21 protein-coding genes and 1 pseudogene are annotated in these 19,963 nt (G+C 75.3%); 9 read left to right on the top strand and 13 right to left on the bottom strand.

The annotated features are described in order from the left end of the window. Window positions 1-272: 272 nt before the first annotated feature. Window positions 273-1,082, bottom strand: coding sequence for a helix-turn-helix domain-containing protein (locus ACZ6Q9_RS17485; protein WP_396830319.1), 810 nt, complete (start codon window positions 1,080-1,082; stop codon window positions 273-275). A gap of 93 nt (window positions 1,083-1,175) precedes the next feature. Here ACZ6Q9_RS17485 and ACZ6Q9_RS17480 point away from each other — a divergent pair, with 93 nt between their 5' ends. Further along, window positions 1,176-1,691: a metallophosphoesterase family protein gene (locus ACZ6Q9_RS17480; protein ID WP_396830327.1), complete on the top strand. Its 516-nt coding sequence runs from the start codon at window positions 1,176-1,178 to the stop codon at window positions 1,689-1,691. Here ACZ6Q9_RS17480 and ACZ6Q9_RS17475 read toward each other — a convergent pair. Then, entirely contained in the window at window positions 1,685-1,900 is a 216-nt protein-coding gene (locus ACZ6Q9_RS17475) for a DUF3072 domain-containing protein (protein WP_393269466.1), read from the bottom strand. The two genes, ACZ6Q9_RS17480 and ACZ6Q9_RS17475, sit on opposite strands and share 7 nt — an antisense overlap. Window positions 1,901-2,124: 224 nt before the next feature. Here ACZ6Q9_RS17475 and ACZ6Q9_RS17470 point away from each other — a divergent pair, with 224 nt between their 5' ends. Further along, entirely contained in the window at window positions 2,125-3,060 is a 936-nt protein-coding gene (locus tag ACZ6Q9_RS17470) for an NAD(P)/FAD-dependent oxidoreductase (RefSeq protein WP_396830326.1), read from the top strand. Window positions 3,061-3,194: 134 nt separating this feature from the next. Here ACZ6Q9_RS17470 and ACZ6Q9_RS17465 read toward each other — a convergent pair whose 3' ends face one another. From ACZ6Q9_RS17465 to ACZ6Q9_RS17455, 3 genes are all read right to left on the bottom strand, one after another. Continuing rightward, window positions 3,195-4,484 (bottom strand): cation:proton antiporter, encoded by a 1,290-nt coding sequence (locus ACZ6Q9_RS17465; RefSeq protein ID WP_393456239.1) that lies wholly within the window; start codon window positions 4,482-4,484, stop codon window positions 3,195-3,197. Window positions 4,485-4,604: 120 nt separating this feature from the next. Further along, window positions 4,605-5,282: an HAD family hydrolase gene (locus ACZ6Q9_RS17460; protein ID WP_393456242.1), complete on the bottom strand. Its 678-nt coding sequence runs from the start codon at window positions 5,280-5,282 to the stop codon at window positions 4,605-4,607. 41 nt (window positions 5,283-5,323) lie between these two features. Continuing rightward, the gene (locus tag ACZ6Q9_RS17455) at window positions 5,324-7,450 is read right to left on the bottom strand and encodes an ATP-binding SpoIIE family protein phosphatase (RefSeq protein WP_396830318.1); all 2,127 of its coding nucleotides are present in this window, start codon (window positions 7,448-7,450) and stop codon (window positions 5,324-5,326) included. A 189-nt stretch (window positions 7,451-7,639) separates the two neighbouring features. Here ACZ6Q9_RS17455 and ACZ6Q9_RS17450 point away from each other — a divergent pair, with 189 nt between their 5' ends. After that, a complete protein-coding gene (locus ACZ6Q9_RS17450; RefSeq protein ID WP_396830317.1) occupies window positions 7,640-8,500 on the top strand; it encodes a mechanosensitive ion channel family protein in 861 nt (286 codons plus the stop codon). A gap of 85 nt (window positions 8,501-8,585) precedes the next feature. On the opposite strand, the gene ACZ6Q9_RS17445 is transcribed toward ACZ6Q9_RS17450, so the two are convergent. Further along, window positions 8,586-8,963: a DUF6401 family natural product biosynthesis protein gene (locus ACZ6Q9_RS17445; RefSeq protein WP_396830316.1), complete on the bottom strand. Its 378-nt coding sequence runs from the start codon at window positions 8,961-8,963 to the stop codon at window positions 8,586-8,588. Between the two features lie 163 nt (window positions 8,964-9,126). Here ACZ6Q9_RS17445 and ACZ6Q9_RS17440 point away from each other — a divergent pair, with 163 nt between their 5' ends. Further along, window positions 9,127-9,576: a hypothetical protein gene (locus ACZ6Q9_RS17440; protein ID WP_393269480.1), complete on the top strand. Its 450-nt coding sequence runs from the start codon at window positions 9,127-9,129 to the stop codon at window positions 9,574-9,576. A 90-nt stretch (window positions 9,577-9,666) separates the two neighbouring features. Here the strand turns inward: ACZ6Q9_RS17440 and ACZ6Q9_RS17435 are convergent, their stop codons facing one another. After that, entirely contained in the window at window positions 9,667-11,433 is a 1,767-nt protein-coding gene (locus ACZ6Q9_RS17435; RefSeq protein ID WP_396830315.1) for an ABC transporter ATP-binding protein, read from the bottom strand. A 74-nt stretch (window positions 11,434-11,507) separates the two neighbouring features. On the opposite strand from ACZ6Q9_RS17435, the pseudogene ACZ6Q9_RS17430 reads away from it, so the two are divergent. Both ACZ6Q9_RS17430 and ACZ6Q9_RS17425 read left to right on the top strand, forming a co-directional pair. After that, a pseudogene (locus tag ACZ6Q9_RS17430) lies at window positions 11,508-11,630 on the top strand (TetR/AcrR family transcriptional regulator); the annotation flags it as partial. Between the two features lie 37 nt (window positions 11,631-11,667). Beyond that, window positions 11,668-12,066, top strand: coding sequence for a hypothetical protein (locus ACZ6Q9_RS17425; protein WP_396830329.1), 399 nt, complete (start codon window positions 11,668-11,670; stop codon window positions 12,064-12,066). A 45-nt stretch (window positions 12,067-12,111) separates the two neighbouring features. On the opposite strand, the gene ACZ6Q9_RS17420 is transcribed toward ACZ6Q9_RS17425, so the two are convergent. Beyond that, window positions 12,112-12,324 (bottom strand): hypothetical protein, encoded by a 213-nt coding sequence (locus tag ACZ6Q9_RS17420; RefSeq protein WP_350682944.1) that lies wholly within the window; start codon window positions 12,322-12,324, stop codon window positions 12,112-12,114. 154 nt (window positions 12,325-12,478) lie between these two features. On the opposite strand from ACZ6Q9_RS17420, the gene ACZ6Q9_RS17415 reads away from it, so the two are divergent. Further along, window positions 12,479-13,723 (top strand): MFS transporter, encoded by a 1,245-nt coding sequence (locus tag ACZ6Q9_RS17415; protein ID WP_393269488.1) that lies wholly within the window; start codon window positions 12,479-12,481, stop codon window positions 13,721-13,723. Between the two features lie 105 nt (window positions 13,724-13,828). On the opposite strand, the gene ACZ6Q9_RS17410 is transcribed toward ACZ6Q9_RS17415, so the two are convergent. From ACZ6Q9_RS17410 to ACZ6Q9_RS17395, 4 genes are all read right to left on the bottom strand, one after another. Beyond that, window positions 13,829-14,089, bottom strand: a complete 261-nt coding sequence (locus ACZ6Q9_RS17410; protein WP_393456261.1) for a hypothetical protein — start codon at window positions 14,087-14,089, stop codon at window positions 13,829-13,831. Window positions 14,090-14,183: 94 nt separating this feature from the next. After that, on the bottom strand, window positions 14,184-14,645 hold the full coding sequence (locus ACZ6Q9_RS17405) for an SRPBCC family protein (RefSeq protein WP_350706327.1): 462 nt from the start codon (window positions 14,643-14,645) through the stop codon (window positions 14,184-14,186). A gap of 52 nt (window positions 14,646-14,697) precedes the next feature. Further along, window positions 14,698-15,114, bottom strand: a complete 417-nt coding sequence (locus ACZ6Q9_RS17400; protein WP_357452113.1) for a DUF2795 domain-containing protein — start codon at window positions 15,112-15,114, stop codon at window positions 14,698-14,700. Window positions 15,115-15,158: 44 nt separating this feature from the next. Beyond that, window positions 15,159-16,139 (bottom strand): YihY/virulence factor BrkB family protein, encoded by a 981-nt coding sequence (locus ACZ6Q9_RS17395; protein ID WP_393456264.1) that lies wholly within the window; start codon window positions 16,137-16,139, stop codon window positions 15,159-15,161. 164 nt (window positions 16,140-16,303) lie between these two features. On the opposite strand from ACZ6Q9_RS17395, the gene ACZ6Q9_RS17390 reads away from it, so the two are divergent. Continuing rightward, window positions 16,304-16,705: a ChaB family protein gene (locus ACZ6Q9_RS17390; protein WP_393456267.1), complete on the top strand. Its 402-nt coding sequence runs from the start codon at window positions 16,304-16,306 to the stop codon at window positions 16,703-16,705. Between the two features lie 61 nt (window positions 16,706-16,766). Here the strand turns inward: ACZ6Q9_RS17390 and ACZ6Q9_RS17385 are convergent, their stop codons facing one another. Further along, entirely contained in the window at window positions 16,767-18,200 is a 1,434-nt protein-coding gene (locus tag ACZ6Q9_RS17385; RefSeq protein ID WP_396830314.1) for an aldehyde dehydrogenase family protein, read from the bottom strand. Window positions 18,201-18,272: 72 nt separating this feature from the next. On the opposite strand from ACZ6Q9_RS17385, the gene ACZ6Q9_RS17380 reads away from it, so the two are divergent. Beyond that, entirely contained in the window at window positions 18,273-19,877 is a 1,605-nt protein-coding gene (locus tag ACZ6Q9_RS17380) for a phytoene desaturase family protein (RefSeq protein ID WP_396830313.1), read from the top strand. The last annotated feature ends 86 nt before the right edge of the window (window positions 19,878-19,963 follow it).

Here is a 19,963-nt window from a genome sequence, read left to right as displayed (position 1 = left end):
GGCCGGCCGACCGGCGGGACCGGACGGGAGGGTGTCGCCGCCAGGCATGCCGGCCCGCCAGCCCGAGGTCCCACTCGACGGTGTGCTCATGAGCCTCCTCCTTCGTCAACCGCCCGGGTTCCCGCCGCTGCCCACGGGTAACGCCGCCGGGGGCGCGGACCGGACCCGTCGGGCCGGCCCGGTTCGACAGGACGCCGCGTCCGGCCGGCCCGTTCGAGAGCACGCCGGGTCCGGCCGGCCCGCCGCGGCGGTCACCGGCGGTCGGGACGGGGTCAGCGGCCGGCGTCGCGCAGGTACGCCGAGGTGGCCTCGTCCGCCGGGAAGAACGACTCGATGGAGAGCTCCTCGACCGTCACGTCGAGGGGGGTGCCGAAGGTCGAGACGGTGCTGAGGAAGGAGAGCTCGCCGCCGGGACGGCGCAGCCGCAGGGGCACCACGACGTCACCCGCGCGGGGCAGTTCGGCGTCCGGATCGGCCGACCCGCCCGGGTAGCCGCGCAGCTCCTCGTGGAGCGCGGTCAGCTCCGGGTCGGCCGTCAGCCCCAGGTGCCGGCGCAGCCGGCCGAGCAGGTGGTCGCGCCACTCGGCGAGGTTGACGATCCGGGGGGCCAGGCCCTCGGGGTGCAGGGTCAGCCGCAGCGCGTTGACGGGCGGCCGGAGCAGGTGCGCCGCGACGCCCTCGGTGAGCAGCGGCAGGGCGGCGTTGCCGGCGACCAGGTTCCAGAGCCGATCCACCGCGACCGCCGGGTACGGCTCGTGCGCGCGCAGGACCCGGCGTACCGCGTCGAGGACCCGGCGCAGCTCGGGGGAGTCCAGCGGCGCGTGGGAGTAGACCGGGGCGTACCCGGCGGACAGCAGCAGCCGGTTGCGGTCCCGCAGCGGCACGTCGAGGTGCTCGGCCAACCGCAGCACCATCTCCCGGCTCGGCGTCGCGCGGCCGGTCTCCACGAAGCTGAGGTGCCGGGTGGAGATCTCCGCCTCGACCGAGAGGGCGAGCTGGCTGAGCCCGCGCCGCTCCCGCCACTGCCGCAGCAGCGCCCCCACCGGCGCCGACCGCCCCTCGACCACCGCGGCAGCGCCCACGTCCCGATCCTACGGCCGGATGGACGGGCGGTGGGCGCCGCCGTCGCCGTCGCCGTCGCCGCCGTCGCCGTCGCCGTCGCGGAGAATGGGGGGATGCGTCTGGTGATCACCGCCGACACCCACGTGCCGGCGCGGGCCAAGGACCTGCCGGCGCCGCTCTGGGCGGCCGTCGACGCCGCCGACGTGGTGCTGCACGCGGGAGACTGGGTGGACGAGTCGCTGCTCGACGCCCTGGCCGCCCGGGCCCGCCGGCTCGTCGGCGTGTACGGCAACAACGACGGGCCGGCGCTGCGCGCCCGGCTGCCGGAGGTCGCCCGGGTGGAACTCGACGGGCTGCGGATCGCGGTCGTGCACGAGACCGGGCCGAAGGCCCGGCGCGAGGAGCGCTGCGCGGCCCGCTTCCCCGACACCGACCTGCTCGTCTTCGGCCACTCGCACATCCCGTGGGACACGGCCGCCCCGGGCGGGCTGCGCCTGCTCAACCCGGGCTCGCCGACCGATCGGCGCGCCCAGCCGTACGCCACCTTCGTGACCGCGCGGGTGGCGGCGGGGCGGCTCGACGAGGTCGAGTGGCATCGCCTCCCGCCGCGCCTCCCGCCGGGTCACTGACCGCGGCCGGTCTCCTCCTGGAGCTCGTCGATCCGCTTGGACGCCTCGGCCTTCGTGAGCCCCTCCGGCAGGTCCTCGCCGGCCTCGCGGGCCAGCGTGGCCAGGTACGACTCCTGGGCCGCCGTCGGCGGCTCCTCGCCGGTGACCCATTCGTCGGGGTCCTTGATCGCGCCCTGCGGGTTGGCCCGGGTGCTGCTGCGGTCCGTCATCATCTCCACCTTCCTTCGAACAGACGTGCCAATACCCCGCCCCGGGCCCATCCATGCGGATCCCCGGACGGGTCCTGCCGTCCGCCGGCGCGCCGGCTCGGACCCCCACCCGGCCCGCCGGCCCGCCGGGGCGGCCTTCGCGCGCCGACATGCCCGGGTCGATCTCGTCCGCCCGCCGGGCGCCGGGCGCATACGATCACCCGGTGAGCGCGGACCGGGCGGGTGTGGTGGTGGTCGGCGCCGGCATCGCCGGGGTGGCCTGCGCGACGGAACTGGTCCGCGCCGGCGTGCCGGTGGAGATCCGGGAGCGCGCCCGGGTGGCCGGTGGCCGGCTGGCCAGCCGCCGCTTCGACGGCCGGCCGGCCGACACCGGCGCCGCGTACCTCACCGTCAGCGATCCCGACTTCGCCGAGGTGGTCGAGGGGTGGCGGGCCGCCGGGCTGGCCCGGAAGTGGACCGACACCTTCGTCGCGTACGGCGCCGACGGCCGGCGCGAGGTGCCCGGCCCGATGCGCTGGGCGGCGCCCCGGGGGCTGCGGTCCCTGGTCGAGCACCTGGCCCGGGACCTGCCGGTGACCGTCGACCGGCTCGTGCTGGGCGTCGAGCCGGGGCCGGTGGTGGACGGACGGGCCTGCGAGGCGGTGGCCCTGGCGATGCCGGGGCCGCAGGCGGCCCTGCTGCTCGACCCGGCCCTGGACGCCGCCACCCGGGTCGTGCAGGCGCAGCGGTGGTCGCCGTCGCTGGCCGGGGTCCTGCGCTTCCCGAGTCGCCGGTGGGCCGCCTTCCGGGGCGCGTTCGTCAACGACCACCCGTTGCTGAGCCTGGTCTGCGACGACGGCGACCGGCGCGGCGACGGCGCGCCGGTGCTGGTCGCGCACACCACGCCCGGGTTCGCCGCCGGCCACCTCGCCCAGCCCACCGGCGCCGGGCCGGCGATCGAGGAGGCCGTCCGGGACCTGCTGGGGCTGCCCGAGCCGGCGGAGCACGTGCACGTGCACCGCTGGAGGTACGCGAAGCCGACGGCCGGCCGGGGCGGCACCCACCACCTGGACGCCGACGGCGTCGGGCTGGCCGGCGACGCCTTCGGCGAGCCCCGGGTGCAGAGCGCCTGGCTCTCGGGCCGCGACCTCGGCCGCGCCCTGGTCGCCCGCCTGACCTGACCGCCGCCCCGGAACGCAGGTCGCCGCCGACCGACCGGTCGCCCCCGCCAGACCGAGCGCTCGCCGCCGACCGACCCCCGCCAGACCGAGCGCTCGCTGCCGACTGACCGGTCGCCCCGGTCTCAGCCGACCGGTCAGCTCGTGGCGGCGACGGGCTCGCCGGCACGGCCCCGCTCGGACGGGTCGGCGGTGCGCTCGCCCCTGCTGTCCAGCAGTTGCATCACCGGGGTCGCCGCGACACCGTGCACCACCACCGACACGATCACCACGAGGCCGACGGTCGCCCAGATCAGGTCCGCCTGCGCGAAATCGGTCTTCGCCGTCGCGTACGCGAGGTAGAAGAACGAACCGACGCCGCGGATGCCGAACAGCGCGATCACCCAGTGCTCGGCGGGCCGGCCCGGCGCGCCGAGCAGGGACAGCCGGCCGACCAGCGGCCGGACCACGAAGACCAGCGCCAGCCCGACCGCGGCGGCCGGCCAGGTCAGCGGGGCCAGCAGCCCGCCCACCACCGCGCCGCCGAAGAGCAGCAGCAGCATGACGGTCAGCAGCCGTTCGATCTGCTCGGCGAAGGCGTGCAGCACCGAGTGGAACTCGTGGGTCCGTTCGGCGGCCCGGATCGCCCGGGCGGCCACGAAGACCGCCAGGAAGCCGTACCCGCCGACCACCTCCACCAGCCCGTACGCCAGGAAGGTCGCGGCGAGCGCGAGAAAGCCCTCGGCGTGCCGGGCCAGCCGCAGGTGGCTCGGGGCCCGGAAGAAGAGCTTGCCGAGCAGCCAGCCGATCAGCCAGCCGCCGGCCACCCCGGCGACGACCTTCCAGAGCACGTCCACGGCGAGCCAGCGGCCCAGCCAGTCCGCCGGGGCGAGGCCGGTGGTGGCGATGGCGATGGCCGCGTACACGAAGGGGAAGGCCAACCCGTCGTTCAGCCCGGCCTCGGAGGTGAGGGCGAAGCGGACCTCGTCCTCGGAGTCCTCGACGTCGCTGGGCTCGCCGACCTGCACGTCGGCGGCGAGCACCGGGTCGGTGGGGGCGAGGGCCGCCCCCAGCAGCAGCGCGGCGGCCGGCACGAGCCCGGCCCACCACCAGCCGAGCAGCGCCACCGCGGCGATGCACACCGGCATGGCGATGGCCAGCAGCCGCCACGTCGACGACCAGCGCGCCCAGCTCAGCGGCCGGTCGATCTTGAGGCCGGCGCCCATCAGCGCGACGATCACGCCGATCTCGGGGAGGTGGGTGGCGATCTCCGGGTACGCGAGCGGATCGGGGTTCGGCAGCCCGGTGGGAAGGACGAAGACCAGCATGCCGAGCCCGAGGAAGGCGATCGGCATCGACAGCGGCCGGCGTTCGAGGACCCGGGGCAGGACCCCCGCCAGCAGCGCACCCAGACCGACCACCGCGAACGCCACGTCTACCGGCTCCACGACACCACCTCTCCGCGTCGCCCACGGCGTGCGGGCAGGCGGAGAGAGTCCTTGCCCCCGGAGGTCCTTTCGTATTCCTGTCCCGATCGACTCCGTGTCCCGGTCGGTGCGACGCGACCCTCAGGCCGCGGCGGCGATCGGCGAGCCCGGGAGGGCGGCGAGCAGGGCCGCGGGATCGTCGTAGACCGCCAGCGCCCCGGCCCCGGCCAGCTCGCCCCGGCTCGTCCCGCCGCAGGTCAGCCCGACGCACGGGATGTCCAGCCTGCCGGCGGCTGCGACGTCCCAGACCGAGTCGCCGACGAAGACCACCCGCTCGGCGGCCAGCCCGGACTGCTCCAGCGCGGCCACCAGGATGTCGGGTGCGGGCTTGCTCTCCTGCGCGTCCGCCGCGCAGGTCACGGTGTCGATCACGTCGTCGGCGGCCAGGGCCCGGCGCAGCGCGGCGACCTCGTGCTCGGCGGCGGAGGTGGCCAGCACCACCCGCAGCCCCCGCTCCGCGCAGGCCCGCAGCAGGTCGGCCGCGCGGGGCAGCGGCACCAGCCGCTCCCAGTACTCCGCGAAGAGCGCGTCGTGGGCGTCCCGCAGCTTCCCGTCCGCGTCGCGGTCCCGCTCCGGGCCGAGCAGGTGGTCGAGCAGTTTGTCCGAGCCCATCCCGATGGCGCGGTGGATCTCCGCCATCGGTACGTGCCGGTCGGTCTGGCGCAGCGCCTCCCACCAGCTCACGGTGTGCAGGTATGTGGTGTCGACCAGGGTGCCGTCCACGTCGAAGAGGACACCGGCGGGCTGTTCGGTGGGCATGTGTTCCTCCTACCCCGTGCCGGGCCGGCTGACGCCACCGCTCACTCGGACGGGATCAGCAGCTCGAACCAGACCGTCGAGCCGCGTACGGTCGGGTCCGTCCCCCACGCGTCGCTCAGCTCCTCGATCAGCCCGAGCCCCCGGCCCCGGCTGCTGAGCGTGTCGGTCTGCGCCCGGGTGACCGTGCCCCGGGTGCCCGAGTCGGCGACCGACACCAGCAGCCGCTCCGGGCTCAGGTCGACCTCCACGCGGGCGGCGGTACCCGCGTGCAGCAGCGCGTTGGTGGTCAGCTCGCTGGTGCAGAGCACCGCCGCACCGATGATCGACTCCGGCACCTGCCACTCCGTGAGCTGCCCGGTCATCCAGTGCCGCACCCGGCTCGGCGCGGTCGGCTCGGCCGGCACCTCCATGCTCGTCGACCGGCTCGGCCGCAGCGCGTGCTCCACCGCCAGCACCGCGACGTCGTCCTCGGTGGCGCCGGGCACCGCCGCGGTCGCCACCGCGCACAGTGCGCGGGGGTCGCCGCTGCCCGCCCCGGCCACCGCCTCGGCCAGGGCGTCCAGGCCCGCCGTCAGCCCCTGCCAGCGCCGCTCCACCACGCCGTCGCTGAACAGCAGCAGCGTGTCGCCGGGGGCGAACCGGACCGTCGCGGTGGGCGGCCGGCAGCCCAGGCCCAGCGGGGCGCCAGCGGGCACGTCGACGTACTCGGCGACCGGCTCGCCGTCCGGGGCGCACCGACGGATCAGCGGGGCGGGGTGGCCGGCGCTGGCCAGGGTGAGCTGCTGCCGCTCGGCGTCGACCACCCCGAAGACCACGGTCACGAAGAGCTCGTGCGTGTCGCCCTCGGCGCCCAGGCTGGTGACCAGCCGGTCGAGCCCGGCCAGCACGGCGTCCGGGCGCGGGTCGGTCAGCGCCAGCGCGCGCAGCGCGGCCCGGACCTGCCCCATCCGGGCCGCGGCCTGCACGTCGTGGCCGGCGACGTCGCCGAGCACGATGCCCAGGCCGCCCGTCGGCAGCAGGAACGCGTCGTAGAAGTCCCCGCCGGCGGCGTTGCCGTCGACGCCCGGGTCGTAGCGGGCGGCGATCCGCATCCGGGGCAGGTCCGGCAGGTGCTCGGGCAGCATGCTGCGCTGCAGGAGCTGGGCGGTGCCGTGCTGCGTCTCGAACCGGCGGGCCCGCTCGGCGGCCTGGCCGACCAGCTCGGCGGACGCGGCCAGCAGGGCCCGTTGGGCGGCCGACCAGACGCGCGGGGCCTGGTAGCCGACGGCCAGCCCGCCGCGGACCACCGACGCCCGCAGCGGCACCGCGGCCAGCGCCCGGATCTTCTGGTCGTGCCGGTCCACCGCGATCTCCCGCAGCGGCTGGCCGTCGTCGACGAAGATCGGCACGCCGGTGCGGGCGGCCGACGCGACCGGGCCCTCCCAGTCCGGCGGGATACGCCGCCACAGCGGGGGGAGCCGTTCGTCGGCCTCGTCCATCAGTTCGCCGCGTACGCGCCGGACCATCCGCCACCCGCCGCCGCCCTCGTCCACCGCGAACGAGACCCGGTCGGCGTCGAACGAGGTGATCGCGTAGCGCAGCGTCACCCGGGCCACGTCGTCCAGGGTGAGGGTGCCGGCGAGCGCGGCGGCGAAGTCGCTGAGGCTCTGCAACTGCTGGGTGACCTGGGCGGTCTCCGCGGCCACGGTCAGCACGCCGACGATCCGCCCGGCGCTGTCCCGCACCGGGGAGTGGCCCCGGGTGAAGACCCGCTGCTCGACCGGGCCGGTACGCCGACGCAGGGGAAGGGTGGACTCCCTCTCCAGGAACGGCTCGCCCGAGTGGTAGGCGCGCTCGACGGCGTCGCCGACCCCGGGCATCGGCCAGACCTCCGGGAACACCTCGCCGGCCGGCCGGCCCACCGCCCCCGGGTGCCGGTCGCCGATCAGCTCCGCGTACCCGTCGTTGTAGAGCAGCAGGTGGTCGGCGCCCAGGGTGAGGGCCATCGGCACGGGCGAGGCGAGGACGACCTCGGCCGTCGCGCGGACCGCCGGGTCCCACGAGTGCCACGGGCCGAGCGGGGTGCCGGCCCAGTCGTGGCCGAGGACGGCGGCCGCCGCGCCCGAGGCGGAGGGCACCCACGACACCGGGGCTGGTGGGTTGGGGACCCGTCCGACCGTTCCTGGCATGACCGCAGCCTAACCGGACCACCCGGCACCCGTTCCCGATCATGTCCCGCGCGTCGTGCACGGCCAACGTTCGGCCAGGCCGGGACGGGTCTGCGACGACATGTCGGGAAAAAGACGGGGACCGGCACGGCGTGCCGCGTCGGTGACCGGGTAAGCGCCCGGCGGAGTCCATGCGACAGGAGGGACATCATGCCGGAAACCCTCGCGGTCAGGCAGGTCGACATCGGCGACGCCGTGGCCGACATGTGGAGGTCGGTGCTGCTGTTCATACCGCGGGCCGTCGCGTTCATCGCGATCCTCGTGGTCGGATGGCTCATCGCCAGAGCCGTGCTGAAAATCGTCGACGCGGCGCTGGAACGGGTCAACTTCGACAAAGCGGTTGAACGGGGCGGCATCAAGCGCGCGCTGGAACGCACGAAGTACGACGCCAGCGACATCCTGGCGAGACTCGCGTACTACGCCGTGCTGCTGTTCACCCTGCAGTTCGCCTTCGGGGTCTGGGGACCCAACGCGATCAGTGACCTGATCCGCGGCGTGGTCGCCTGGCTGCCACGCGCCTTCGTGGCGATCATCATCGTCGTCGTGGCCGCCGCGATCGCCAACGCCGTCCGGGATCTGGTCACCGGGGCGCTGGGCGGGCTCGCGTACGGCAAGGTTCTGGCCGACCTGACGGCGATCTTCATCCTCGCGCTGGGTGTGATCGCCGCGCTGAACCAGGTGGGCATCGCCACCACGGTGACCACACCGGTGCTGATCGCGGTGCTCGCCACGGTGGCCGGCATCCTGATCGTCGGCGTCGGCGGCGGTCTGGTGAAGCCGATGCAGAACCGCTGGGACGGCTGGCTGAACCGGATGGCCGAGGAGTCGCGGGCGGTGCAGGAGCATCGTCGGGCCCGGGAGGCCGGCCAGACCGACGTCGGCCGGCAGATGGCCGACCGGGCGGCGGCCGAGCGCACCCAGGTCATGCCGCAGGAGTCGACGATGGCCGGCGGGCGCGGCACCTACCAGTCGGGGAACGTGGGCGACGAGACCCAGCAGTTCCGCCGCTGACCGGGCCGGTGACGGCGAGTCGGGAGGGGTGTCCGCGAACGTGGCGGGCGCCCCTCCGGCACGCCGGTGGACGCGGTCGGCCCGCTCAGACGCTGGGGAGCGGATCCGGCGCCGGGGTGCCCAGCGAGCGGGCCAGCGCGCAGACCGCGAGCAGCCGGGTGAGCAGCCAGTCCGGCTCGGACCAGTCCACCGGCGCCGCCGCCGGCTCCCAGCCGTGCTCCAGCGCGGCCGCGCGTACGCCCTCCGCGTAGCCCGCGAGCGCGGCGGCGCTCAGCGGCCGCCGGTCGCCGTCGAGGCTCTCCCGCACCGCCGCGGCGTGCTGGTCGACCAGGGCGAGCAGCCCAGGCCGCGCGGCGGCGGCGGCCAGCCCCTCGACGCCGACCGAGGTGGACAGGAGGGCCAGGGTGGCTCGCGCCGACCTGGCGGCGGAACGGGCCTCGACCCGGTTGAAGGGCACACGCATGGGAAACGAGGCTATCCGGCCGATTCCCCGGTCGACCTCGGCCACTCGGCGGGTTTTTGGTCCTCCACCGATCGGTCAACCCGGCCCGCCGGGATTGACCCGGCGCGGGCGGGGCAGGAGGAGAACCGCCCGGACGGGCGCAGCCGACACCGTGGAGGAACGGATGGGACAGCACGTGGACGGACCGGACGAACGGCACCGCCGGCCGGCCGGGGTCAGCGACGAGACGGTGGCCGCGCTCGGCAAGCTCAGCGAGGCGCTGGAGTGCGTCGAGCGGGTCCGCGGCCACCTCTACTCGCTGCACCAGCTCGTCGGGCACGCCGACCTGATGCTCGACGACGCCGTGGAGATGTTCCGCGCCGCCGGGCACCCGCACATCGCCGAACGCATCGACACCGAGCTGCTGGGCCGCAACGTGATCGCCGGCCGCTGGACGTTCCAGATCGTCGAGGACTTCGACGACGGGTACCACGCCCTCTTCCGCGACCTGGACCGGGCGGCCCGCGAGGAACTGGTCGGCGGTCGCCGGCACCTCTACGAGGCGGAGATGAAGGAGCGGCGGCGGAGCCGGGGCCGCCCCGGCCACGAGGCGCGCCCCGGCGGAGCGGGCTAGCGGCCTTCCTCCGGTCACGAGGCGCGCCGGAAGCGGCCCTGCGCGGGCGCCCAGGGGGCCGCCCGGCCGCGAGGCGCGCTCGGCAGAGCGCTAGCGTGCCGCCACCGCGTGCTCCTCGGCCGCGATGCGCAGCGCCGCGACCAACCGGCGGTAGAGGTCGTCGCCGGCCAGCAGCTCGGAGTGGGTGCCCTGGGCCCGGATCCGGCCGTGCTCCATCACCACGATCCGGTCGGCGTCGAGCACGGTGGAGAGCCGGTGCGCGATGGTCACCACGGCCCCGGCCGCCGCGCGCTGTCGGACGCACTCCTGCAACGCCGCCTCGGTCAGCCCGTCGACCTGTGCGGTCGCCTCGTCGAGCAGCAGCACGTCGGGGGTGCGCAGCATGGCACGCGCCAGGGCGATGCGCTGGCGCTGCCCGCCGGACACCTCCGTCGACGACAGCGACGTGTCCAGTCCGTCCGGCAGCGAATCGACCTTGTCGTCGAGCCGGACGGCGCGAAGAACCGCCCGGATCTCCTCGTCCGTGGCGTCCGGGTGGGTGAAGCGCAGGTTGTCGCGGATGGTGCCGGGCACCACGGGGGTCTCCTGCTCGACGTACGCGAGCCGGGCCCGCACCTCGTCGTGTCCGTGGGCCGCGTACGGGCGGCCGTCGAGGAGCAGTTGCCCCCGCTCCGGCTCAAGGAAGCGCAGGATCAGCGAGAACAGCGTGGTCTTGCCGGCCCCCGACGGCCCCACGATCGCGGTGTGCCCGCGCCGGGGGATGGCCAGGTCGATGTCGTGCACCGCAGCGGGCGCGTCCGGCCCGTACCGGGCGGTGACCCCACGGAACACCAGCACCGGCTGCTCCGCGTCGGGCATGCCCGGGCGCTCCGTCGGGGCGGACACCGGGCCCGCCGGCTCGGCCGGGATGGTCTCGACCTCGCGGATCCGCCCCGCCGCGGCGATCCCGGCCTGCAACGCCGTGGTGTTCTGGGTCAGCTCGGTGATCGGCCCCATGAGCTGGAACGTGTACAGCAGGAACGCGATCAGGCTGGAGATCTCCAGCAGGTCACGCTGGGCCCGCCAGGCGCCGATGCCCAGGATCGCGATCACCGCGAGCTGGATCCCCGTCCAGGCGACGGTCCAGACCGACGCGGTCACCCGCGCCGCCCGTACGCTGTGCGTCGCCGCCTGCCGTGCGTCGGCGACGATCCGCTCGGTCAACCGGGCCTCGGCCCGGCTGGCCTTGACCGTCCGGATCGCGCGCAACGCCCCCTCCAGCGCGCCGCCGAGCGTGCCCATCGACTCCTGCGCTGCGGCCTGCGCCGTCGCGATGCGGGGCATGAGCGCGCCCATGACCGCCGCGACGACCAGCACGGCCACGATGGTGCAGCCCAGCAGGAACAGGTCGAGCACGCCCATCAGCACCAGCGTGCCGAGCAGGGCGATGCCGGCGTTGACCAGGCCGACGATGCTGCCGGACGCCTCGCGCAGCAGTTGCGTGTCGGAGGTGGCCCGGGTGACCAGTTCGCCCGTGGGCCGGCGTTGCAGGTCGCCGACGCGGGCCCGGAAGTAGTGCCGGACGATCGCGGCCCGGGCGTCGAGCACGATGTGCTCGGCCAGCGTCCCGAGTAGCCGCCACTGCCACAGCGAGATGGCCGCGCCGACGACGACGAGCGCCAGCAGCACGCAGATCGGGCGGGTCATCGACCCGCCGGCGCCCAGGGTGTCCAGGACCCACTTGGTGACCATCGGCGTCGCGAGCCCGGCCGCGTTCGCGGCGAGCCCCAACACGAGCCCGAGGGCCATCGTCCGCCTGTGCGGAGCGAGGAACGACGCGAGCGTACGTAACCGGGGCGCCGGCGCGGAGGAAGTCATGCCCTGAATGGAACAGTGATGTTCCAATTCAGTCAAGCGCTATACCGAAAACGACGTACTGCTATCCTCGCCGCGTGACCGACACGCAGGTGTCCGGCAGCCGGGCCCGGACCCGCCAGGCCATCGTCGGCGCGGCGATCGAGGTGCTGGGGCGCAACCCCGCCGCCTCCCTCGGCGACATCGCCGCCGCCGCCGACGTGGGGCGTACGACGCTGCACCGCTACTTCGCCGAGCGTGCCGACCTGCTCGCCGCCGTCGGCACTGAGGCCGCTGCCCGGCTGGCCCGCGCGACCGCCCAGGCGCGGATGGCCGAGGGCAGCGGGGCGTCGGCTCTGCCAGGAGTACTTCGACCTCGGCAGCCTGCTCTCGCTGATCTTCACCGAGCCGGGCCTCGCCGCCCCGGCCACCGAGGGGCCGGCCGGCTGCGATCCGGAGTTCGCCGCGATGGTCCAGCGCGGCCACCACGACGGGACCATCGACCCGGAGCTGCCGGCGGGCTGGGTGCAGAGCCTGATCTGGTCCCAGCTGTACGCCGGTTGGGCCTACGTCGCCGAAACCGGCGCCTCCCGGCACGAGACGCTGCGCCTGATCCTGCGTACCGTCGACGGCGCGATCGCGGTCAAGCCGGGCTGATCCCGCGCGGCGAGGGCCGCGATGTCCGCGGCGCTGCCGTCGCGCCTAGTCCGTCGAGCGCGCGTCGGCCGGGCGGCGCCGGGCCGCGTCGTCGGCGATGATCACGGTCGCCACCATCAGCGCCACGCAGAGGCTGAACAACCAGGAGTCGTCCGAGACCAGCTTGGCGGAGACGGGAGCCTGGAGCGCGGCGAGAAGAAAGCCGAGCCAAGCCAGGCGGCGCTGACGCGTGGAGAGGAAGCCGGAGCCCTGTTGCATCCCGAAAGTCTTGCGCGCGACCCAGGGGTTGCCGTCAGCCGAACGGCCGATTCTGGATGAGCTGTCCGTTTCTCCACCCGTCCGGACCGCACTTTTTGTCCCTGCGGGGGAGGCCCGGTCGCGGCGCCGGCGACACGAGGCAGGATGGTCGTCCGTGCCCACTGTCCCGCCCCGCGCCTCGCTGCTCCTGCTGGCCTACCTCGCCTTCGTCAGCCTCGGCCTGCCCGACGGGCTGATCGGGGTGGGCTGGCCCTCGATCCGGGCCGACTTCGGCGTGCCCACCGAGGCCGTCGGCCTGGTGCTCACCGCCGGGACCGTCGGCTACCTCACCTCCAGCGTGCTGGCGGGCTTCACGCTGGCCCGGCTCGGGGTCGGCTGGCTGCTCGCCGGCAGCACCCTGCTGGCCAGCCTCGCGCTCACCGGCTACGCGCTGACGCCCGGCCTCGCCCTGATGGTGGGCTGCGCCCTGGTGCTCGGTCTGGGCTCCGGCGCGATCGACTCCGGGCTCAACGCGTACGCCGCCGGCGCCTTCGGTCCGCGCCACATGAACTGGATGCACGCCTTCTTCGGCCTCGGGGTAGCGCTCGGACCGCTGATCATGACCGGGGCGCTCAGCGCGGGGCTGGCCTGGCGCTGGGGGTACGGCCTCGTGGCGACGGCCCAGCTCGTCCTGGCCGCCGCGTTCGCGCTGACCGTCCGGGCCTGGCGGGACCGGGCCCCGGCCCGCGAGTCCGCCGGGCCCCCGGCCGGCGCGGCGCCCGTCGCCCCGCCGACCGTCACGCCGGTACGCGAGACGCTGCGGCTGCCGGCGGTCTGGATCGGCGCGTTGGCCTTCGCCGTCTACGTGGCGATCGAAGTGGCCGCGGGGCTCTGGGCGTTTCTGCTGCTCACCGAGGGCCGCGACCTCGGCGCGGCGGTGGCCGGCGTCTGCGTCTCGGGCTACTGGGGGAGCCTGTTCGTCGGGCGGGTGGTGCAGGGCGTGGTGGCCGAGCGGCTGGGCGCGGGGGTGGTGCTGCGGGGCAGCCTGGTCGGGATGGCCGTCGGCGCGGCCCTGATCGCGGTGCCGGCCCCGGCCTGGCTGGCCGTGGCCGGGCTGTTCGTCGTCGGGTTCGCCGCCGCCCCGGTCTTCCCGCTGCTCACCCTCACCACCGTCGACCGGGTGGGCGCGGCGCACGCGGACCGGACCATCGGGCTCCAGATCGGCGCCGCCGGGCTGGGCGGGGCGCTCGTCCCGGCGGGGGTCGGGGTGCTGCTCGGCAACACCTCGGTCGAGCTGCTCGGGCCGGCGCTGGTCGTGCTCGCGCTGGCGCTGATCGCGCTGCACGCGGCGGGCACCCGCCGGCAGCACGACCGCCACCGGGCCGGAGGCGCCGACCGGCCGGTGCCGGCGGCCCGCTGAGCGGGACGGCGCCAGCCCCGGCCGAGGGCGCCGACCGGCCGGTGCCGGCGGCCCGCCGAGGGGGACCGACGCGGGCGGCCGGGTGACCGCCGCGCCGGCCGCGGCTCACATCGTGTCGGGGCCGGTCCGTCCGGTCGTGGAGGGCCGGTAGGCGCGCTGCGGGTCGGTCGGCTCGCGGCCCGCCCCGGCGGCCTGCCCGCCGCGGTCCACCGCCTCCGGCCCGTGCCCGAACGCGGCCTCCTCGCCGGCGTCGTTGCCCGTCGCGTCGTCGGTCTGGCCGTCCAGGGTCGACCGGGCGACGGCCTTGTCCAGTTCCGGCAGGGGAATCCGTTCCTCGTCCCGCCACACCGTGTTCTCGTCCGTCATACCCATCGCGGTACCCGGGCCCGCTCCCCGCAAACGGCGATGGCCGCCGGGGGAGCCGGCGGCCATCGGAGTTCGTTGCCCGGGGGGCGGGGGATCAGGGCTGCGGCCGGTCGACCCTGCCGCGCCAGGCGCCGGTCTCCTGACCGCGCCGCTCGATGAACTGCTTGAACCGATCGAGGTCGCCCTTGGCGCGCCGGTCGACGATGCCCAGCTTGTCGCCGGCCTGCTCGACCACGCCGTGCGGCTCGAACTCGAGCTGCAGGGTGACCCGGGTGGTGTCCGGGTCCAGCCGGTGGAAGGTCACCACGCCGGCCTGCTTCGTGCCGCCGGTCGAGCGCCAGGCGACCCGTTCGTCGGGGAGCTGCTCGGTGATCTCGGCGTCGAACTCGCGCTTCACCCCGGCGATCTCGACGGTCCAGTGGGTCATCGTGTCCGACAGCTGCCGGACCTCCTGCACCCCCTCCATGAAGTGGGGGAACTCCTCGAACTGGGTCCACTGGTCGTACGCGGTGCGCACCGGGACGGAGACGTCCACGTGTTCGGTAACGCCACTCATCAGGCATCCTCCTTCGTCCGCCGGTGTCGGGCCGGATCGTGCGGGGATCCGGTCACCAGCGGGTCGTCTCGTTCTTGTGGCCGAGCGCCGCCCACACCTCGGAGACCGTCTGGTAACGGGTGCCTTCGGGCAGCCGCTCCAGCTCCGCGAGGATGTCCGCCGGCGCGTCGTTGTCCCGCGCGTTGGCGATCAGCGCCTCCCGGTCGCCCGGCAGGGCGGCCATCGTGATGAACCGTCCGAGCCGGCTGCGCCGTTCGACGTCCTGGGAACTCATCCCCTTGGGCGCGCCCGTACGCAACTCGCCTGCCGGGGCCGTCGTCGGCTCCGGCTGGTCCTCACCGGCCGGCTCCGGCACACGGGACTCGTCGACCCGCGAGCCGCCGGTCCCCGGCCCCTGCACGAGGCCGCTGACCTCCCGGCTCATCTGCTCGTCGACCCTCGGTCCGTGCTTGCTGCTGCCACGTTCCATGCCTTCTGCGCTACCCGGTGGCACCGGCGGTAAACCGGCAGCGGTCACGCGTCGGCGGGCGTCTTCGGGGGCAGGACCGGCTCGTCCGGGTCCGGCTCGCCGGCCTGGAGCACGCGGCCCCGCTGCAACTCGGCGTTGATCTGCACGCCGAGCATGAGCGCCGAGTTGGACAGGTAGAGCCAGACCAGGAACGCGATCACGGCGCCGAGGCTGCCGTAGGTGGCGTCGTACGAGCCGAAGTTGGCCACGTAGAGGCCGAAGCCGAAGGAGGCGACGACCCAGGACACCAGGGCGACCGCCCCGCCCGGGGTGAGCCAGCGGAACCGTGGCTGCCGGACGTTCGGCGCGATCCAGAACAGCAGGCTCAGCAGCACCATCATGACCATGGCCAGCACCGGCCACTTGGCGACGCTCCAGGCGGTGCGGGCCAGCCCGCCGGCGTTCAGCAGGTCGCCCACGGCGTCGGTGACCGGGCCGCTGACGATCAGGCCGGTGGCGACGACGGCGAGCAGCACCAGTGAGACCGCCGCGAGCCCGATCTGCATGGGCCGCAGCTTCCAGACCGGCCGCCCCTCCGCCACGCCGTAGACGGCGTTGGAGGCCCGGGTGAACGCCCCGATGAAGCCGGACGCCGACCAGAGCGCGCCGAGCAGACCGAAGCTCAGCAGCACGCTGGCCGAGTCGTTCTGGTCGACCACGCCCCGGACCACCGAGACGAAGCCCTCGTTGGCCACCACCGAGCCGGCGCCCATGTCCCGGGCCAGGTCGAGCACGGTGTCCACGGTCTGCTCGCCGTTGGAGACCAGCCCGACCAGGGCGACCACCACGATGGTGGACGGGAACAGCGCGAGCACGCCGTAGTAGGTCAGCGCGGCGGCCCAGTCCGCGCAGTTGTCCTTGACGAAGTTCCGCGCGCTGCGCACCAGCACCCCGCGCCAGGTCCGCCAGCTCAACTGCCGCACCCTGCGGGGGATCCGCAGCCGCTGCTCCCCGGTGCGCGCCGTGCCGGGCTCCGTCGTCGTCATGGCCCGCCCCCTGTGCCCCCGGCCGCCGGACGCCCGGGTGCTTCCGGCTCAGCCTGGCCCCGCCGGTACCCCCGGCCGGAAAACGACAAACCCGGCCGCCCGGTTTGCCGACCGGCGGTGGGGGAACGGTCAAACCAGAACCCATCGACGCGGAGGAGGACGAGATGCCCGGGCGCGAGGTACTGCCCAGCACGCTGCGACGCTCCCCGGAGAAGGCGCAGCGCACCTGGGAGAAGACGCACGACTCGGCCGTGGAGACGTACGGCGAGGGGGAGCGGGCGCACCGCACCGCCTTCGCCGCGGTGAAGCACGAGTTCGAGAAGGTGGGCGACCACTGGGAGCCCAAGGGCCGCACGGGCCCGAGCGACCGCCAGGCGGCCGGCGGCGGACCGGAGCGCCGGGCGCCCACCGCCGGCGGGGTCGACGCCAACGCCACCAAGGACCACCTGATGAAGGTGGCCCGCAAGCTGGACGTCCCCGGCCGGTCGAGCATGACCAAGCCCGAACTGGTCAAGGCCATCGAGAAGGCGAACAACCGGCAGACCGCGAAGGCCCGCGGCCGCTGAGGCCACCATCGCGTACGACGCAGGGGCTGCCCGACCGCGGGCAGCCCCTGCGTGCGAGTGCTCACCAGTGGCCGCCGCCGGGCGCCTCGATGTGCACCGCCTTGGTGGCGGTGAACTCGTCCAGCAGTTCCGGGCCGTACCCGAAGCCGTGGCCGCTGCCCCGGCGCGGATGCGCGGCACCGCCCGGCGCCCCGCCGAACACCGCGTTGATCTTCACGGTGCCCACCGGCAACTCCCGCCAGGCGCGCTGGGCGTGGCTCATCGACCCGGTCAGCACCGTGGCGGACAGCCCGTACGGGGAGTCGGCGGCGCACCGCAGCGCCTCGGAGAACGAGTCGACCACGACGATCGCGGCGACCGGCCCGAACGTCTCCTCGCGCACCAGCGTCATGTCGTGCCGGCAGTCGGTGACCACCGTCGCCGGGTAGAACGCCCCCGGGCCCTCGGGCAGCGTCCCGCCGGTGCGGATCCGGGCCCCCTCCGCCACCGCCGCGGTCACCTGCCCGTGCACGTGGTCGCGGTGCCGCCGGTCCACCAGCGGCCCCAGCTCGGTCGCCGGGTCCGCGCCCGGGCCGACCCGCAGCCGCTGCGCCCGCTCCACGAGGGACCCCGTGAGGTCCTCGGCGACGTCCCGGTGCGCGTAGATCCGTTCCACCGCCACGCAGATCTGCCCCGCGTTGGCGAACGCGCCCGTCGCCGCCTGCCCGGCCGCCCACACCGGGTCGACGTCGCCGTCCACGACCAGCGGGTCGCTGCCGCCATTCTCCAACACCACCTTGGCGCCGGTCCGCGCCGCCGCCGCCGCGATGGCGCGCCCGGTGGCGGTGGAGCCGACGTGCGCGACCACGTCGACCTCCTGCGCGGCCAGCGCCGCCCCGACCTCCGGGCCGCCGGTCAGCAGCGACAGCACCCCGGGCGGCAGCGCGGAGTCCAGCGCCTTCGCCAGCAGCCAGCCGGTCGCCGGGGCGCGCTCGCTCGGCTTGTAGAGCACCACGTTGCCGGTGACCAGGGCGGCGCCGAGCAGCCCGCACGAGACCGCCACCGGGTCGTTCCACGGGGTGATCGCGGCGACCACCCCGCGCGGCTGCGGCACCATGAAGTCGAGGGCGTGCGTGTCGCCGTGCAGGGTCCGCCCGCCGCGCACCGGGGCGAGCTCCGCGTACTGTCGCAGCGTGCCGATGCCCGCCTCCACGCCGCCCCGCGCGTCCGCGAGGGGCTTGCCCATCTCGGCCGTCGTCGCGCGGGCCAGATCGTCGGCGACCGCCGCCACCGCGTCCGCCGCCCGGTGCAGGGCCGCCACGCGCTCGGCGGGGGCGGTCGCCGCCCACTCCGCCGCGACGCCGCGCGCCGCCTCCACCGCCTTGCCGACCTCGTCCGCCGTCGCCACCGGCACGGAGCTGACCGGGGAGCCGTCGGCCGGATCGCGTACGACCAGTTCGCCCCCCTCGCCGCCCGCGCCCCACACTCCACCTATGAGCTGCGCAACCGTGTACATGCGGCGGTGGATCCCCGTGCCCCGACGAGGCAAACGCGTTTCGCCCGGTTGCTGGCAGGGTAGGCGGACCGGATGAGTTCGCCCGGCACGGAGAGCGCGGACGCCGTCGTCGTCGGAGCCGGTCACAACGGTCTGGTCGCCGCCAACCTGCTGGCGGACGCCGGCTGGGACGTCCTGGTGCTGGAGGCCACCGCCGCGCCCGGCGGGGCGGTGCGCTCCGCGGAGGTGACCGCCCCCGGCTACCTCAGCGACCTCTACAGCTCCTTCTACCCCCTCGGCTACGCCTCGCCCGTGCTGCGCGGGCTGGAGCTCGACCGGTACGGCCTGCGCTGGCGGCACTCGCCGGACGTGCTGGCGCACCTGCTGCCCGACGGCCGGGCGGCCGTGCTCAACCGCGACCCGGAGGCCACCGCGGCCTCGCTCGAGGCGTTCGCGCCCGGCGACGGCAAGCGCTGGCTGCAGGCGTACGACGACTGGCGGCAGGTCGCCGAGCCGATGCTGGACACCATCACCAGGCCGTTCCCGCCGGTGCGCGGCGGCCTGGCCCTGCTGCGCCGGCTGCGGGTCTCCGGCGCGCTGCGGCTGGCCCGGCGGCTGGTGGTGCCGGTCCGCAAGCTCGGTGACGAGCTCTTCGACGGGGAAGGGGGCCCCGCGCTGCTGGCCGGTTGTGCCCTTCACACCGACCTGTCGCCGGAGGAGGCCGGCTCGGGCGTGTACGGCTGGCTGCTCGCCATGCTCGGCCAGCAGGTCGGCTGGCCGGTGCCCGACGGCGGCGCGCAGAAGATCACCGATGCGCTGGTGGCCCGGCTGACCGAGCGCGGCGGCCGGATCCTCTACGGTGCCCGGGTCGACCGGGTGCTGACCGCCCGGGGCCGGGCGATGGGCGTGCGCACCGTCGGTGGCGCCCTGTGGCGGGCCCGCCGGGCCGTGCTCGCCGACGTCCCCGCCCCCGTGCTCTACCTGGACCTGGTCGGTGCGGCGGCGCTGCCGCCCCGGCTGGTGGAGGACCTGGCGCACTTCCGGTGGGACGGCTCGACGCTGAAGGTGGACTGGGCACTGTCCGCGCCCGTGCCGTGGACCAACCGCGCGGTGGCCACCGCCGGCACCGTGCACCTCGGGGCGGACCTGAACGGGCTGACCGGCTACGCGGCCACACTGGCCCGCTCGGAGGTCCCGCGCGACCCGTTCCTGCTGGTCGGACAGATGTCGGTGGCCGACCCCAGCCACTCGCCGCCGGGCACCGAGTCGCTCTGGTCGTACACGCACCTGCCGTTCCGTCGGCACTGGCGGGCCGAGGAGATAACCGACCACGTCGACCGGATGGAGCGGGTGCTGGAGGAGGCCGCGCCCGGTTTTCGCAGCCTGATCGTGGGACGGCACGTGGCCGGGCCGGCCGACCTGGAGGCAGGCGACCCGAACCTGGTCGGCGGGGCGGTCGGCGGCGGCACCTCCGCCGCGTACCAGCAGCTCTTCCTGCGCCCGATCCCCGGCCTCGGCCGCGCGGACACCCCGGTGGACCGGTTGTTCCTGGCGAGTGCGTCGGCGCATCCGGGCGGCGGGGTGCACGGCGCCCCCGGCGCGAACGCCGCCCGCGCCGCCCTGGCCCGCGACCGCGCCCTCACCGGTGCGGTGTACGCCGCCACGATCGACGCGGCGCACCGCGCGATCTACCGCTGACGGGACCGGCGGCTGACCCACGCTGCCGTCACCAGTTCGTCGAAGATGCCGCTGCTGGCTGCTGGCTGCTGGCTGCTGGCTGCTGG

It is taken from the genome of Micromonospora sp. NPDC049139 (assembly GCF_055586845.1).
Note: the sequence above shows the minus strand (reverse complement) of the source record. Positions and strands in the feature narration are given on the sequence as shown.

What these genes read in the sequence shown, in the direction of transcription:
- ACZ6Q9_RS17480 (WP_396830327.1), top strand. Translation starts at nt 1,176, where the DNA reads ATGCGTCTGGTGATCACCGCCGACACCCACGTGCCGGCGCGGGCCAAG.
- ACZ6Q9_RS17475 (WP_393269466.1), bottom strand. Translation starts at nt 1,900, where the DNA reads ATGACGGACCGCAGCAGCACCCGGGCCAACCCGCAGGGCGCGATCAAG.
- ACZ6Q9_RS17460 (WP_393456242.1), bottom strand. Translation starts at nt 5,282, where the DNA reads ATGCCCACCGAACAGCCCGCCGGTGTCCTCTTCGACGTGGACGGCACC.
- ACZ6Q9_RS17455 (WP_396830318.1), bottom strand. Translation starts at nt 7,450, where the DNA reads ATGCCAGGAACGGTCGGACGGGTCCCCAACCCACCAGCCCCGGTGTCG.
- ACZ6Q9_RS17450 (WP_396830317.1), top strand. Translation starts at nt 7,640, where the DNA reads ATGCCGGAAACCCTCGCGGTCAGGCAGGTCGACATCGGCGACGCCGTG.
- ACZ6Q9_RS17445 (WP_396830316.1), bottom strand. Translation starts at nt 8,963, where the DNA reads ATGCGTGTGCCCTTCAACCGGGTCGAGGCCCGTTCCGCCGCCAGGTCG.
- ACZ6Q9_RS17440 (WP_393269480.1), top strand. Translation starts at nt 9,127, where the DNA reads ATGGGACAGCACGTGGACGGACCGGACGAACGGCACCGCCGGCCGGCC.
- ACZ6Q9_RS17435 (WP_396830315.1), bottom strand. Translation starts at nt 11,433, where the DNA reads ATGACTTCCTCCGCGCCGGCGCCCCGGTTACGTACGCTCGCGTCGTTC.
- ACZ6Q9_RS17420 (WP_350682944.1), bottom strand. Translation starts at nt 12,324, where the DNA reads ATGCAACAGGGCTCCGGCTTCCTCTCCACGCGTCAGCGCCGCCTGGCT.
- ACZ6Q9_RS17410 (WP_393456261.1), bottom strand. Translation starts at nt 14,089, where the DNA reads ATGACGGACGAGAACACGGTGTGGCGGGACGAGGAACGGATTCCCCTG.
- ACZ6Q9_RS17405 (WP_350706327.1), bottom strand. Translation starts at nt 14,645, where the DNA reads ATGAGTGGCGTTACCGAACACGTGGACGTCTCCGTCCCGGTGCGCACC.
- ACZ6Q9_RS17400 (WP_357452113.1), bottom strand. Translation starts at nt 15,114, where the DNA reads ATGGAACGTGGCAGCAGCAAGCACGGACCGAGGGTCGACGAGCAGATG.
- ACZ6Q9_RS17395 (WP_393456264.1), bottom strand. Translation starts at nt 16,139, where the DNA reads ATGACGACGACGGAGCCCGGCACGGCGCGCACCGGGGAGCAGCGGCTG.
- ACZ6Q9_RS17390 (WP_393456267.1), top strand. Translation starts at nt 16,304, where the DNA reads ATGCCCGGGCGCGAGGTACTGCCCAGCACGCTGCGACGCTCCCCGGAG.
- ACZ6Q9_RS17385 (WP_396830314.1), bottom strand. Translation starts at nt 18,200, where the DNA reads ATGTACACGGTTGCGCAGCTCATAGGTGGAGTGTGGGGCGCGGGCGGC.
- ACZ6Q9_RS17380 (WP_396830313.1), top strand. Translation starts at nt 18,273, where the DNA reads ATGAGTTCGCCCGGCACGGAGAGCGCGGACGCCGTCGTCGTCGGAGCC.